The organism is Escherichia sp. WS547 (assembly GCF_046486065.1).
Taxonomy (GTDB): Bacteria; Pseudomonadota; Gammaproteobacteria; order Enterobacterales; family Enterobacteriaceae; genus Escherichia; species Escherichia coli.
Window position 1 is genome coordinate 1 of record NZ_JBJQMA010000031.1, and the last position, 14,202, is coordinate 14,202.

14 protein-coding genes, 1 pseudogene and 1 other annotated feature are annotated in these 14,202 nt (G+C 50.5%); of the genes and pseudogenes, 10 read left to right on the forward strand and 5 right to left on the reverse strand.

Annotated elements, in window-relative coordinates:
• Window positions 1-155: 155 nt before the first annotated feature.
• From rluB to rnm, 4 genes are all read right to left on the reverse strand, one after another.
• The gene (gene rluB, locus ACJHWK_RS21325) at window positions 156-1,031 is read right to left on the reverse strand and encodes a 23S rRNA pseudouridine(2605) synthase RluB (protein ID WP_001291208.1); all 876 of its coding nucleotides are present in this window, start codon (window positions 1,029-1,031) and stop codon (window positions 156-158) included.
• A 212-nt stretch (window positions 1,032-1,243) separates the two neighbouring features.
• Complete coding sequence (locus ACJHWK_RS21330; RefSeq protein ID WP_021523068.1) at window positions 1,244-3,127, reverse strand: DUF2207 domain-containing protein; 1,884 nt, start codon at window positions 3,125-3,127, stop codon at window positions 1,244-1,246.
• 27 nt (window positions 3,128-3,154) lie between these two features.
• On the reverse strand, window positions 3,155-3,775 hold the full coding sequence (locus tag ACJHWK_RS21335) for an L-threonylcarbamoyladenylate synthase (protein WP_001295575.1): 621 nt from the start codon (window positions 3,773-3,775) through the stop codon (window positions 3,155-3,157).
• Window positions 3,772-4,653 (reverse strand): RNase RNM, encoded by an 882-nt coding sequence (rnm, locus tag ACJHWK_RS21340; RefSeq protein WP_001285692.1) that lies wholly within the window; start codon window positions 4,651-4,653, stop codon window positions 3,772-3,774. The genes ACJHWK_RS21335 and rnm overlap by 4 nt, the downstream gene beginning before the upstream one ends.
• Before the next feature lie 137 nt (window positions 4,654-4,790).
• On the opposite strand from rnm, the gene trpL reads away from it, so the two are divergent.
• The 9 genes from trpL to ACJHWK_RS21385 all read left to right on the forward strand — a co-directional run bounded on the left by trpL (window position 4,791) and on the right by ACJHWK_RS21385 (window position 13,155).
• Window positions 4,791-4,835, forward strand: coding sequence for a trp operon leader peptide (gene trpL / locus ACJHWK_RS21345; RefSeq protein WP_001700591.1), 45 nt, complete (start codon window positions 4,791-4,793; stop codon window positions 4,833-4,835).
• Window positions 4,812-4,905, forward strand: a sequence feature (Trp leader region). (Overlaps the previous gene by 24 nt.)
• Window positions 4,906-4,926: 21 nt before the next feature.
• Window positions 4,927-6,489 carry an anthranilate synthase component I gene (gene trpE, locus ACJHWK_RS21350; protein WP_001194628.1) on the forward strand — a complete coding sequence of 521 codons (1,563 nt, stop codon included), beginning with the start codon at window positions 4,927-4,929 and terminating at the stop codon, window positions 6,487-6,489.
• Window positions 6,489-8,084 (forward strand): bifunctional anthranilate synthase glutamate amidotransferase component TrpG/anthranilate phosphoribosyltransferase TrpD, encoded by a 1,596-nt coding sequence (trpD, locus tag ACJHWK_RS21355; RefSeq protein WP_000763524.1) that lies wholly within the window; start codon window positions 6,489-6,491, stop codon window positions 8,082-8,084. Before trpE ends, trpD begins: the two co-directional genes overlap by 1 nt.
• On the forward strand, window positions 8,085-9,446 hold the full coding sequence (gene trpCF / locus ACJHWK_RS21360) for a bifunctional indole-3-glycerol-phosphate synthase TrpC/phosphoribosylanthranilate isomerase TrpF (RefSeq protein WP_020233119.1): 1,362 nt from the start codon (window positions 8,085-8,087) through the stop codon (window positions 9,444-9,446).
• 11 nt (window positions 9,447-9,457) lie between these two features.
• On the forward strand, window positions 9,458-10,651 hold the full coding sequence (gene trpB, locus ACJHWK_RS21365; protein WP_000209513.1) for a tryptophan synthase subunit beta: 1,194 nt from the start codon (window positions 9,458-9,460) through the stop codon (window positions 10,649-10,651).
• Window positions 10,651-11,457, forward strand: a complete 807-nt coding sequence (gene trpA / locus ACJHWK_RS21370; RefSeq protein ID WP_000443071.1) for a tryptophan synthase subunit alpha — start codon at window positions 10,651-10,653, stop codon at window positions 11,455-11,457. The genes trpB and trpA overlap by 1 nt, the downstream gene beginning before the upstream one ends.
• Window positions 11,458-11,837: 380 nt before the next feature.
• On the forward strand, window positions 11,838-12,017 hold the full coding sequence (locus ACJHWK_RS21375; protein WP_000807651.1) for a general stress protein: 180 nt from the start codon (window positions 11,838-11,840) through the stop codon (window positions 12,015-12,017).
• An 85-nt stretch (window positions 12,018-12,102) separates the two neighbouring features.
• Window positions 12,103-12,603 (forward strand): ferritin-like domain-containing protein, encoded by a 501-nt coding sequence (locus ACJHWK_RS21380; RefSeq protein WP_001056491.1) that lies wholly within the window; start codon window positions 12,103-12,105, stop codon window positions 12,601-12,603.
• A 45-nt stretch (window positions 12,604-12,648) separates the two neighbouring features.
• Window positions 12,649-13,155 carry a ferritin-like domain-containing protein gene (locus tag ACJHWK_RS21385; protein WP_001523116.1) on the forward strand — a complete coding sequence of 169 codons (507 nt, stop codon included), beginning with the start codon at window positions 12,649-12,651 and terminating at the stop codon, window positions 13,153-13,155.
• A gap of 58 nt (window positions 13,156-13,213) precedes the next feature.
• Here ACJHWK_RS21385 and ompW read toward each other — a convergent pair whose 3' ends face one another.
• Window positions 13,214-13,852 carry an outer membrane protein OmpW gene (gene ompW / locus ACJHWK_RS21390; RefSeq protein WP_000737245.1) on the reverse strand — a complete coding sequence of 213 codons (639 nt, stop codon included), beginning with the start codon at window positions 13,850-13,852 and terminating at the stop codon, window positions 13,214-13,216.
• Window positions 13,853-14,091: 239 nt separating this feature from the next.
• Between ompW and ACJHWK_RS21395 the strand changes: the two are divergent.
• Window positions 14,092-14,181 (forward strand): annotated as a pseudogene (locus tag ACJHWK_RS21395) (YkgJ family cysteine cluster protein); the annotation flags it as partial.
• Window positions 14,182-14,202: the final 21 nt, after the last annotated feature.

Here is a 14,202-nt window from a genome sequence, read left to right on the forward strand (position 1 = left end):
AGTTGCCAGACCGCAAGGTGTTTTAACAAATCAAAAGGGGTTTTAATAACTGGCTCAAAGCTGAAAGCTTTCCGGAACCCCCAGCCTAGCTGGGGGTTTTCTGTGCACAATGAAGAAAAGGCCCCGCAGGGCCTTTATTTTATACTTATCTTAAATTAACCGTTATTATTACGTCCGCCAGAACGGCGACCACCGCTCACCTGGCTATGACGTTTCACCGCACGACGAATCTGATTCGCCTTCATGCGACGACGGTCTTTTTCTACAGCGACTTTAGAGCTGGTTTCTGGCGGTAGCTCCACCAGTTCGCGCAGATAGTTAGTCTGGGCGAGATCCAGCTCCGTCCAGCCACCGCGTGGCAGACCTTTCGGCAGTGGGATATCACCGTAACGAACACGGATCAGGCGGCTTACCTGCACACCAACCGCTTCCCAAAGACGACGAACTTCACGGTTACGGCCTTCGGTCAGAGTTACGTTGTACCACTGGTTGATCCCTTCGCCGCCGCTGAACTTGATGGTTTTAAAGGCTGCCGGACCATCTTCCAGCTGCACGCCACGACTCAAATCACGCAGTTTCGTGTCGTCAACCTGACCAAATACACGCACGGCATATTCACGTTCAACTTCACGGCTTGGATGCATTAAACGGTTTGCCAGTTCACCGTCGGTAGTGAACAGCAGCAGACCACAGGTATTAACGTCCAGGCGACCCACGGCAATCCAGCGTGCGCCACGCAGCTTTGGCAGACGGTCAAACACCGTTGGACGCCCTTCCGGATCGTTACGGGTACACAACTCACCTTCCGGTTTGTAATAGGCCAGAACGCGACAAATTTGTTCAGCGGACTCACGTACCGAAATCAGGTGACCATCGATACGGATTTTCAATCCAGGGGTAATTTCAACGCGATCGCCGAGTTTAGCAATTTTGCCATCAACACTCACACGACCGGCTTCAATAATAGATTCGATTTCACGGCGAGAACCGTGGCCGGCACGCGCCAGCACTTTCTGTAGCTTTTCGCTCATAGAGCTTCCTTTTGGTGTCGCCTTCCCAGGCGTCTGATATGCTTTTGTGCAACAGTGAGTCAGAACTTACATCTGACTCACTGATAGTAAAGTCTGTTTGAACTCTTCAGGCCTTAAGTAAACGACTCGACGTTTTAACTGGCCTGGCTTTGAGGCGCAACATACTACACTATCTTTATGGTTAAAGCTTGTTTCGATTAACATCAGCTTGATTACCAGCCACCGCCGCCTCCGCCACCAGCACCACCACCGGAATAGCTCCGCCCCAACAAACTGGTATAGGCCCCGCAACTCAGGTGCGTCTGTAATGAGAATAAAACGCCACTACGGGCAATTTCCGGGGCGCGAACAGCCGCTGTGAGTGATGGGGTGATACGTGCTGCCCATTCTCTGCCAAGGTTTGCCGAGACCGCCCAACCTAACAACGCGTAATCCAGTTTCCGTGTTTCCCCTTTCCGCCGCCGCCCACTGTGTGTTGCTGCCTCTTTACCCGCAAGATAGTTAACGATAGCTTCACCGTGGGCATAACGTTGCTGCCCAGTTTGGGTAAACTTTGGCAGAAAAATATACCCTATGCCAGTGAGATAACCGGTCAGGACAACAGCGCTAAAATAACCCGCTGGCATATACCAGTAAAAGAATACATCTCCGACATTGATATAGAGAGAATAAAAGGCCACGCCTGAACAAATCAGCGGTAAAAACAAAGTGATGATTACACGATTAACGCAAGGCTTGTCATCATCGCGGGCAAACAAAAGCTCAAGGGAACAAAATAAAAAAGGAAGAAGCCAGCAGATCATAATAAACATATCGCCCACCAGACTCATTCCTGCCCAGCCTACGGGACTCAGGTTACCGTAGAGAATGACCGCTAATATCGCCATTCCCCCCCATTGCAAAAACGCATCAGGTCGGTAAAACGAAGACTTTTTACGCGGCAGATAAAATTGCTGCATCCGTAAAAATGCCCTGCGTAAGACTCTGTTGCGTCTCCCCGTAAGAACGACCTTATCGCCTTTACGAAATAACGCTTCCAGTAATAACTGCTCTGCGGGCAGTAATACCGCATTATTTCTGGTCGCGCCTTCATTAACACGAATCAGGATTTGCTGGTTCTTATCATACTGATCTTCCAGATGAATTTTGCCTTTCACAATCAGATTTACGATATCGGCACAAAAACCTTTATCGTCGTAAACCAGCTTCGCATCGAGACGTAACATGCCGGGCGTGTAATCTGGCGGAATGACATCGGTTTCAATCACATCTACCGGCGTAAATTGCGGCCTGCGCTTCCAGAGATATAACCATCCACAAACCAGGAATAGACACGGAAACCAAATTAACAACGATGACGTGGAGGGTAAAAGAAGATGGCTGAAAATATTCGTCGTTTGTGGAGCCGGGGCATTGCTAAGTAAAGCGTGAGGCCAGCGGTAGAGTACCGTGAAATCTTCACGATAAAACGGATCGCGGGATTCAATTCTTCCGTCCTCAAGGATGCGGCCATTTCGATATGTGTCGCCCTCTTCTCCAGTAAAGAGATCGATTTCGCTAAATGGATTACCCGCGATATCAGGGAACTTGAGTGAAAATCGGGTCTTATAGATTTCAAACGGCCAGTGGTTACCGGTCACGTTCCAGATTAACAGATCTGAATCTCCCTCACGCAGGAAAGCATTTTTAACCTGATAATGAATTTGATAATGATAGTCGCCTTGAGGCAAGAAACGTTGTTTATCGCCCACGACGATACTCATTAAACCGATATGCCAGTCAAGATGCCAGGGTTCAGGAACACCATCACGGGTGACGCCAACAATATGATAGTTCAGCAGTGCAGCGTCCCCATCAGGCTGCATCCAGAGTCGTGGTAAATCACGATAAAATCCGTGCTTAATCTGCTGATTTCGCGCCTGAAAATGAATATTTTCTTTGATGTCGAGCCCCCCATCCGGTTGCAGAGTGGCTTCAACATCAAAGAGCGAGATCCCTTCTTCATAAAAAGGGATCTCCGTGTTTTTCGGATAACTCAACGAAGAGAAAAAAAGCCCAACTATCAACAGCAAAATGCAGCGATATATCCCTGCCATAGTCTTCCATCCGTGGAACGCAATTTGTTATAAGAAAGGCTTCACATCACCTACGCCTTCACGCACCACGACCGGCGTATCATCAGTAAGATCAATAACCGTTGTTGGTTTCTGCCCGAGATAGCCGCCGTGAATAATCAAGTCCACCTGTTTTTCCAGACGGTCTTTAATTTCTTCCGGATCGGATTCGGTAAATTCGCTGCCTGGCAGCATTAGCGAAGTGGAAAGCATCGGTTCGCCCAGTGCTTCAAGCAACGCCTGCGCAATCGGGTTAGAAGGCACACGCATACCGATGGTTTTGCGTTTTTCCTGCAACAGACGGCGTGGCACCTCCTTCGTCCCTTTCAGGATGAAGGTGTAGTTGCCCGGCGTGTTGTTTTTCATCAAACGAAACGCAACGTTATCCACGAATGAATAGGTCGAGAGCTCAGAAAGATCGCGACACATCAGGGTAAAGTTGTGACCGTCCGGCAGCTGGCGAATTCGACAAATACGCTCCATGGCGTTTTTATCTTCAATTTTACAGCCGAGCGCATAGCCGGAATCGGTTGGATAAACAATCACCCCGCCTTTACGCACGATCTCCACCGCCTGGTTGATCAGACGTTGCTGCGGATTATCAGGATGAATATAAAAAAACTGGCTCATAATTCCCTCTCTGTGGTGTTCTGCGGCTGTTCCCATAGCTGCCAGACGCCTTCAACGCCTGCGGGCAGCCAGAGTTTACGACCCAGTTCGATCCACGGGCATGGCTGATGAAAATCAGATCCTTGTGATGCCCATAAATGATGCTGACGCGCAAGTGTCGCCAGCTGGGTGCGTTCATTGGGCGATTGCTGGCACTGCGCGACTTCCATCGCGTCGCCGTGGTGTTCGGCAAAATGCGCAACCAATCTTTTCAGCCATTTAGCACTAAGATTGTACCGCCCAGGATGAGCTAGCACCGCCTTACCGCCAGAATGATGAATGACATCAATAGCTTGTTCTATTGTACACCACTGTGGCGGAACGTATCCGGTTTTCCCGCGCGCCAGATATTTTTTAAAGACATCCGCCATTGAACTGGCTTTGCCGCACTCCACAAGGAAACGCGCAAAATGACCGCGCGTCACCGCACCGCCCTGCGCCAGTCGTTGCGCGCCTTCCAGTGCCCCAGGTATTTGCGCTTTTTCAAGTCTTTCGGCAATCAGCTGCGCCCGCTGATTGCGCCGTTCTGTCTGCTGCGCGAGGAACTCACACATTAGCGGATGAGTAATATCAATATTCAGCCCGACAATATGAATTTCATGATTTTCCCAGACCGTGGAAATTTCCACGCCGGGAATAAGATTCAGCGCCAGTCCCGAACGTGAAATTTCCTCTCTTGCTGGTGAGATTGCAGCTGTGGTGTCATGGTCGGTGATCGCCAGGGTGCCAACGCGCATCTCGACTGCACGGTGCACCAATGCTTCTGGCGTCAGGCAGCCATCGGAAGCTGTGGTATGGCTGTGCAGGTCGTAAATCACTGCGTAATTCGTGTCGCTCAAGGCGCACTCCCGTTCTGGATAATGTTTTTTGCGCCGACATCATAACGGTTCTGGCAAATATTCTGAAATGAGCTGTTGACAATTAATCATTGAACTAGTTAACTAGTACGCAAGTTCACGTAAAAAGGGTATCGACAATGAAAGCAATTTTCGTACTGAAAGGTTGGTGGCGCACTTCCTGAAACGGGCAGTGTATTCACCATGCGTAAAGCAATCAGATACCCAGCCCGCCTGATGAGCGGGCTTTTTTTTGAACAAAATTAGAGAATAACAATGCAAACACAAAAACCGACTCTTGAACTGCTAACCTGCGAAGGCGCTTATCGCGACAACCCGACTGCGCTTTTTCACCAGTTGTGTGGGAATCGTCCAGCAACGCTGCTGCTGGAATCCGCAGATATCGACAGCAAAGATGATTTAAAAAGCCTGCTGCTGGTAGACAGTGCGCTGCGCATTACAGCATTAGGTGACACTGTCACAATTCAGGCACTTTCCGGCAATGGCGAAGCCCTGTTGGCACTACTGGATAACGCCCTGCCTGCGGGTGTGGAAAATGAACAATCACCAAACTGCCGTGTGCTGCGCTTCCCCCCTGTCAGTCCACTGCTGGATGAAGACGCCCGCTTATGCTCCCTTTCGGTTTTTGACGCTTTCCGCTTATTGCAGAATCTGTTGAATGTACCGAAGGAAGAACGAGAAGCAATGTTCTTCGGCGGCCTGTTCTCTTATGACCTTGTGGCGGGGTTTGAAGATTTACCGCAACTGTCAGCGGAAAATAACTGCCCTGATTTCTGTTTTTATCTCGCTGAAACGCTGATGGTGATTGACCATCAGAAAAAAAGCACCCGCATTCAGGCCAGTCTTTTTGCTCCGAATGAAGAAGAAAAACAACGTCTCACTGCTCGCCTGAACGATCTTCGCCAGCAGCTGACCGAAACCGCGCCACCGCTGCCGGTGGTTTCCGTGCCGCATATGCATTGTGAATGTAACCAGAGCGATGAAGAGTTCGGTGGCGTAGTGCGTTTGTTGCAAAAAGCGATTCGCGCCGGAGAAATTTTCCAGGTGGTGCCATCTCGCCGTTTCTCTCTGCCCTGCCCGTCACCGCTGGCGGCCTATTACGTGCTGAAAAAGAGTAATCCCAGCCCGTATATGTTTTTTATGCAGGATAATGATTTCACCCTGTTTGGCGCGTCGCCGGAGAGCTCGCTCAAGTATGACGCCACCAGCCGCCAGATTGAGATCTACCCCATTGCCGGAACACGTCCACGCGGTCGTCGTGCCGATGGTTCGCTGGACAGAGACCTCGACAGCCGCATCGAACTGGAAATGCGTACCGATCATAAAGAGCTTTCTGAACATCTGATGCTGGTGGATCTCGCCCGTAATGACCTGGCGCGTATTTGCACCCCCGGCAGTCGCTATGTCGCCGATCTCACCAAAGTTGACCGTTATTCTTATGTGATGCATCTCGTCTCCCGCGTGGTCGGTGAGCTGCGCCACGATCTCGACGCCCTGCACGCTTACCGCGCCTGTATGAATATGGGCACGTTAAGCGGCGCGCCGAAAGTGCGCGCCATGCAGTTAATTGCCGGGGCGGAAGGTCGTCGCCGCGGCAGCTACGGCGGCGCGGTAGGTTATTTCACCGCGCATGGCGATCTCGACACCTGCATAGTGATCCGCTCGGCGCTGGTGGAAAACGGTATCGCCACCGTGCAAGCCGGTGCTGGCGTGGTACTTGATTCTGTTCCGCAGTCGGAAGCCGACGAAACACGTAATAAAGCCCGCGCTGTACTGCGCGCTATTGCCACCGCGCATCATGCACAGGAGACGTTCTGATGGCTGACATTCTGCTGCTCGATAATATCGACTCTTTTACTTACAACCTGGCAGATCAGTTGCGCAGCAATGGTCATAACGTGGTGATTTACCGCAACCATATTCCGGCGCAGACCTTAATTGAACGCCTGGCGACAATGAGCAATCCGGTGCTGATGCTTTCTCCTGGCCCCGGTGTGCCAAGCGAAGCCGGTTGTATGCCGGAACTCCTCACCCGCTTGCGTGGCAAGCTGCCAATTATTGGCATTTGCCTCGGTCATCAGGCGATTGTCGAAGCTTATGGGGGGTATGTCGGTCAGGCGGGCGAAATTCTTCACGGTAAAGCCTCCAGCATTGAACATGACGGTCAGGCGATGTTTGCCGGATTAACAAACCCGCTGCCAGTGGCGCGTTATCACTCGCTGGTTGGCAGTAACATTCCGGCCGGTTTAACCATCAACGCCCATTTTAATGGCATGGTGATGGCGGTGCGTCACGATGCAGATCGCGTTTGTGGATTCCAGTTCCATCCGGAATCCATTCTTACTACCCAGGGCGCTCGCCTGCTGGAACAAACATTGGCCTGGGCGCAGCAGAAACTGGAACCGACTAACACGCTGCAACCGATTCTGGAAAAACTTTATCAGGCGCAGACGCTTAGCCAACAAGAAAGCCACCAGCTGTTTTCAGCGGTGGTACGTGGCGAACTGAAACCGGAACAACTGGCGGCGGCGCTGGTGAGCATGAAAATTCGCGGCGAGCACCCGAACGAGATCGCCGGAGCAGCAACCGCGCTACTGGAAAACGCCGCGCCGTTCCCGCGCCCGGATTATCTGTTTGCTGATATCGTCGGTACTGGCGGTGACGGCAGTAACAGCATCAATATTTCTACCGCCAGTGCGTTTGTCGCCGCGGCCTGTGGGCTGAAAGTGGCGAAACACGGCAACCGTAGTGTCTCCAGTAAATCCGGTTCGTCGGATCTGCTGGCGGCATTCGGTATTAATCTTGATATGAACGCCGATAAATCGCGCCAGGCGCTGGATGAGTTAGGCGTCTGTTTCCTCTTTGCGCCGAAATATCACACCGGATTCCGCCACGCGATGCCGGTTCGCCAGCAACTAAAAACCCGCACCCTGTTCAACGTGCTGGGACCATTGATTAACCCGGCGCATCCTCCGCTGGCGTTAATTGGTGTCTACAGCCCGGAACTGGTGCTGCCGATTGCCGAAACCTTGCGCGTGCTGGGGTATCAACGCGCGGCGGTAGTGCACAGCGGTGGGATGGATGAAGTTTCATTACACGCACCGACAATCGTTGCCGAACTGCATGACGGCGAAATTAAGAGCTATCAATTGACCGCTGAAGATTTTGGCCTGACACCCTACCACCAGGAGCAACTGGCAGGCGGAACACCGGAAGAAAACCGTGACATTTTAACACGCTTGTTACAAGGTAAAGGCGACGCCGCCCATGAAGCAGCCGTCGCGGCGAATGTCGCCATGTTAATGCGCCTGCATGGCCATGAAGATCTGCAAGCCAATGCGCAAACCGTTCTTGAGGTACTGCGCAGTGGTTCCGCTTACGACAGAGTCACCGCACTGGCGGCACGAGGGTAAATGATGCAAACCGTTTTAGCGAAAATCGTCGCAGACAAGGCGATTTGGGTGGAAACCCGCAAAGAACAGCAACCGCTGGCCAGTTTTCAGAATGTGGTTCAGCCGAGCACGCGACATTTTTATGATGCACTTCAGGGCGCACGCACGGCGTTTATTCTGGAGTGTAAAAAAGCGTCGCCGTCAAAAGGCGTGATCCGTGATGATTTCGATCCGGCACGCATTGCCGCCATTTATAAACATTACGCTTCGGCAATTTCGGTGCTGACTGATGAGAAATATTTTCAGGGGAGCTTTGATTTCCTCCCCATCGTCAGTCAAATCGCCCCGCAGCCGATTTTATGTAAAGACTTCATAATCGACCCTTACCAGATCTATCTGGCGCGCTATTACCAGGCCGATGCCTGCTTATTAATGCTTTCAGTACTTGATGACGAACAATATCGCCAGCTTGCCGCCGTCGCCCACAGTCTGGAGATGGGTGTGCTGACCGAAGTCAGTAATGAAGAGGAACTGGAGCGTGCCATTGCATTGGGGGCAAAGGTCGTTGGCATCAACAACCGCGATCTGCGTGATTTGTCGATTGATCTCAACCGTACCCGCGAGCTTGCGCCGAAACTGGGGCACAACGTTACGGTAATCAGCGAATCCGGCATCAATACTTACGCTCAGGTGCGCGAGTTAAGCCACTTCGCTAACGGTTTTCTGATTGGTTCGGCGTTGATGGCCCATGACGATTTGCACGCCGCCGTGCGCCGGGTGTTGCTGGGTGAGAATAAAGTATGTGGCCTGACGCGTGGGCAAGATGCTAAAGCAGCTTATGACGCGGGCGCAATTTACGGTGGGTTGATTTTTGTTGCGACGTCACCGCGTTGCGTCAACGTTGAACAGGCGCAGGAAGTGATGGCTGCGGCACCGTTGCAGTATGTTGGCGTGTTCCGCAATCACGATATTGCCGATGTGGTGGACAAAGCTAAGGTGTTATCGCTGGCAGCAGTGCAACTGCATGGTAATGAAGATCAGCTGTATATCGATACGCTGCGTGGTGCGCTGCCTGAAAACGTTGCCATCTGGAAAGCATTAAGCGTCGGTGAAACCCTGCCAGCCCGCGAGCTTCAGCACGTTGATAAATATGTTTTAGACAACGGCCAGGGTGGAAGCGGGCAACGTTTCGACTGGTCACTGTTAAACGGTCAATCGCTTGGCAACGTTCTGCTGGCGGGGGGCTTAGGCGCAGATAACTGCGTGGAAGCGGCACAAACCGGCTGCGCCGGACTTGATTTTAATTCTGCTGTAGAGTCGCAACCGGGCATCAAAGACGCACGTCTTTTGGCCTCGGTTTTCCAGACGCTGCGCGCATATTAAGGAAAGGAACAATGACAACATTACTTAACCCCTATTTTGGTGAGTTTGGCGGCATGTACGTGCCACAAATCCTGATGCCTGCTCTGCGCCAGCTGGAAGAAGCTTTTGTCAGTGCGCAAAAAGATCCTGAATTTCAGGCTCAGTTCAACGACCTGCTGAAAAACTATGCCGGGCGTCCAACCGCGCTGACCAAATGCCAGAACATTACGGCTGGCACGAACACCACGCTGTATCTGAAGCGCGAAGATTTGCTGCACGGCGGCGCGCATAAAACCAACCAGGTGCTCGGCCAGGCGTTGCTGGCGAAGCGGATGGGTAAAACGGAAATCATCGCCGAAACCGGAGCCGGTCAGCATGGCGTGGCGTCGGCCCTTGCCAGCGCCCTGCTCGGCCTGAAATGTCGCATTTATATGGGTGCCAAAGACGTCGAGCGCCAGTCGCCTAACGTTTTTCGTATGCGCTTAATGGGTGCGGAAGTGATCCCGGTGCATAGCGGTTCCGCGACGCTGAAAGATGCCTGTAATGAGGCGCTACGCGACTGGTCCGGCAGTTATGAAACCGCGCACTATATGCTGGGCACCGCGGCTGGCCCGCATCCTTACCCGACCATTGTGCGTGAGTTTCAGCGAATGATTGGCGAAGAAACGAAAGCGCAGATTCTGGAAAGAGAAGGTCGCCTGCCGGATGCGGTTATCGCCTGTGTTGGCGGCGGTTCGAATGCCATCGGCATGTTTGCTGATTTTATCAACGAAACCGACGTCGGCCTGATTGGTGTCGAACCAGGCGGTCACGGTATCGAAACTGGCGAGCACGGCGCACCGTTAAAACACGGTCGCGTGGGCATCTATTTCGGTATGAAAGCGCCGATGATGCAAACCGAAGACGGACAGATTGAAGAATCTTACTCCATCTCCGCCGGACTGGATTTCCCGTCTGTCGGCCCACAACACGCGTATCTTAACAGCACTGGACGCGCTGATTACGTGTCAATTACCGATGATGAAGCACTGGAAGCCTTCAAAACGCTGTGCCTGCACGAAGGGATCATCCCGGCGCTAGAATCCTCCCACGCCCTGGCCCATGCGCTGAAAATGATGCGCGAAAACCCGGAAAAAGAGCAGCTACTGGTGGTTAACCTTTCCGGTCGCGGCGATAAAGACATCTTCACCGTTCACGATATTTTGAAAGCACGAGGGGAAATCTGATGGAACGCTACGAATCTCTGTTTGCCCAGTTGAAGGAGCGCAAAGAAGGCGCATTCGTTCCTTTCGTCACGCTCGGTGATCCGGGCATTGAGCAGTCGCTGAAAATTATCGACACGCTAATTGAAGCCGGTGCTGACGCGCTGGAGTTAGGTATCCCCTTCTCCGACCCACTGGCGGATGGCCCGACGATTCAAAACGCCACACTGCGTGCCTTTGCGGCAGGTGTGACCCCGGCACAGTGCTTTGAGATGCTGGCACTGATTCGCCAGAAGCACCCGACCATTCCCATCGGCCTTTTGATGTATGCCAACCTGGTGTTTAACAAAGGCATTGATGAGTTTTATGCCCAGTGCGAGAAAGTCGGCGTCGATTCGGTGCTGGTTGCCGATGTGCCAGTGGAAGAGTCCGCTCCCTTCCGCCAGGCCGCGTTGCGTCATAATGTCGCACCTATCTTTATTTGCCCGCCGAATGCCGACGATGATTTGCTGCGCCAGATAGCCTCCTACGGTCGTGGATACACCTATTTATTGTCACGTGCGGGCGTGACCGGCGCAGAAAACCGCGCCGCGTTACCCCTCAATCATCTGGTCACGAAGCTGAAAGAGTACAATGCTGCGCCTCCATTGCAGGGCTTTGGTATTTCCGCCCCGGATCAGGTAAAAGCAGCGATTGATGCAGGAGCTGCGGGCGCGATTTCTGGTTCGGCCATTGTTAAAATCATCGAGCAACATATTAATGAGCCAGAGAAAATGCTGGCGGCACTGAAAGCTTTTGTACAACCGATGAAAGCGGCGACGCGCAGTTAATCCCACAGCCGCCAGTACCGCTGGCGGCATTTTAACTTTCTTTAACGAAGCCGGAAAAATCCTAAATTCATTTTATATTTATCTTTTTACCGTTTCGCTTACCCCTGTCGAACGTCAACTTACGTTATTTTTCCGCCCAACAGTAATATAATCAAACAAATTAATCCCGCAACATAACACCAGTAAAATAAATAATTTTCTCTAAGTCACTTATTCCTCAGGCAATTGTTAATATATCCAGAACGTTCCTCATAATATATTTTCCCACTTTCTTCTCGTTACGCTTAATTTGACTAATTCTCATTAGCGACTAATTTTAATGAGTGTCGACACACAACACTCATATTAATCAAACAATGCAACGCAACGGGAGAAATAACATGGCCGAACATCGTGGTGGTTCAGGAAATTTCGCCGAAGACCGTGAGAAGGCATCCGACGCAGGCCGTAAAGGCGGTCAGCATAGCGGCGGTAATTTTAAAAATGATCCGCAACGCGCATCTGAAGCGGGTAAAAAAGGCGGTCAACAAAGCGGTGGTAATAAATCAGGCAAATCCTGATTCACCGTTAATTATTAATATCAGCTGATAAAGATAATTTCATCTGCGGGCCGTATGGCTCGCAGTGATTCCACTGGAGAAAAATATGAATATGAAGACCATTGAAGATGTATTTATTCACCTGCTTTCAGATACCTACAGCGCAGAAAAACAATTAACCCGTGCACTGGCAAAACTCGCTAGAGCAACATCAAACGAAAAATTAAGTCAGGCTTTTCATGCGCACCTCGAGGAAACTCATGGACAGATTGAACGAATTGATCAAGTTGTGGAATCTGAATCGAACCTGAAAATTAAGCGCATGAAATGTGTGGCAATGGAAGGTCTCATTGAAGAAGCTAATGAGGTTATCGAAAGCACCGAGAAAAACGAAGTACGTGATGCCGCACTAATTGCCGCTGCACAGAAAGTCGAGCACTATGAGATCGCCAGTTACGGGACCTTAGCGACGCTGGCTGAACAATTAGGTTACCGTAAAGCAGCGAAGCTTCTGAAAGAAACTTTGGAAGAAGAAAAGGCCACAGACATCAAACTGACTGATCTGGCCCTTAATAACGTAAATAAGAAAGCCGAAAATAAAGCCTGAAATATGAACTTTAACTTTTAGTCATTTTATAAAGAGGACATTTTCATGAATCGTATTGAACATTATCATGACTGGTTACGTGACGCCCACGCAATGGAAAAGCAAGCCGAATCTATGCTTGAATCCATGGCCAGTCGTATAGATAATTATCCTGAACTACGCGCTCGTATTGAACAACATCTTAGTGAAACCAAAAACCAGATTGTTCAACTGGAAACTATTCTTGATCGTAATGACATTTCACGTTCAGTCATTAAAGATTCCATGAGTAAAATGGCTGCGCTTGGACAGTCAATCGGTGGTATATTCCCTTCTGATGAAATAGTCAAAGGCTCTATTAGCGGATATGTCTTCGAGCAATTTGAAATCGCCTGTTATACCTCACTCTTAGCAGCAGCAAAAAATGCCGGTGATACAGCCTCAATTCCGATTATCGAAGCGATTTTAAATGAGGAAAAGCACATGGCCGACTGGCTAATTCAGCATATTCCGCAAACAACTGAGAAATTCTTAATTCGCTCTGAAACTGATGGCGTGGAAGCGAAGAAATAATACCCTTTATACCATGTCCTTATTGACCCCGTAATTACGGGGTCATTTTTGTGCGGAATTAAAAACGATATCCTGCTGAGAACATAAACACCCACGGATCGAGGCGTACGCTATCGTGTTGCTGTGCACCGCCCAGTTTATAATTGGCAGTGGTATCGATATCCATGTACCAGACTGACATGTTAACCAACCAGTCACGGTTAATCAGATAATCAACCCCCACCTGCCCGGCAGCTCCCCAGGAGTCTTTCAGACTGAGATCGGAAAGCCCCGCCTCTTTGCCATGATCGTTAAATCCATTATCAAAGAAGGTGGTGTAGTTAATACCTGCACCAACGTAAGGACGGAATTTGCTGCTGGCATCACCAAAATACCACTGCGCCATCAGTGTTGGCGGCAGATGATGAACGGTTGCAATATCGCCGGTCGCCCGGGTGCCGATTTTATGGCGGAACGGCGTCGCTGCCAGCAATTCCACACCAATGTTATCGGTCGCCATATAAGTAAACGTCAGGCCCAGTTGCGTGTTATTGGTCACGCTGAATCCACCCAGACTTCCTAACGTACCACCAGCACCTTCTGTTGGACGTACGGTTGCAGACCCTGCACGCATAAAAAATTCGCCTGCTTCATGCGCATAGGCACTGCCAGAGAGAAGAGTTGTTACTGCCAAAGCCGCCACTGTTAACTTTTTCATATCCGCTCCGTCGTTATGGTTATAAAAACGTGACGAATATACCTACATTGGAGTAACAAATGATCCTACATAGATCACATTACATATGATAATTCACCATTTATTGATCTGGATTAATTTAGAAGTTGCATTGAGAATCCTGGTTAATGTGATTTAAATCAATTTTTAAATATTTTCGCTACGCAAATATTAACTCGTTCGCCACTTGCCGCGGTTTGCCCACGCCTGAAGGCCAGCAATTACCTCCGCTTTACAAAGATATGCTTTTCCATACAAGACCTGATGCTGCCACCCGAGGCTTAACCAGGGTACAATTGCCCGCTAATTAACACCTGCATAAAACTCAAGGA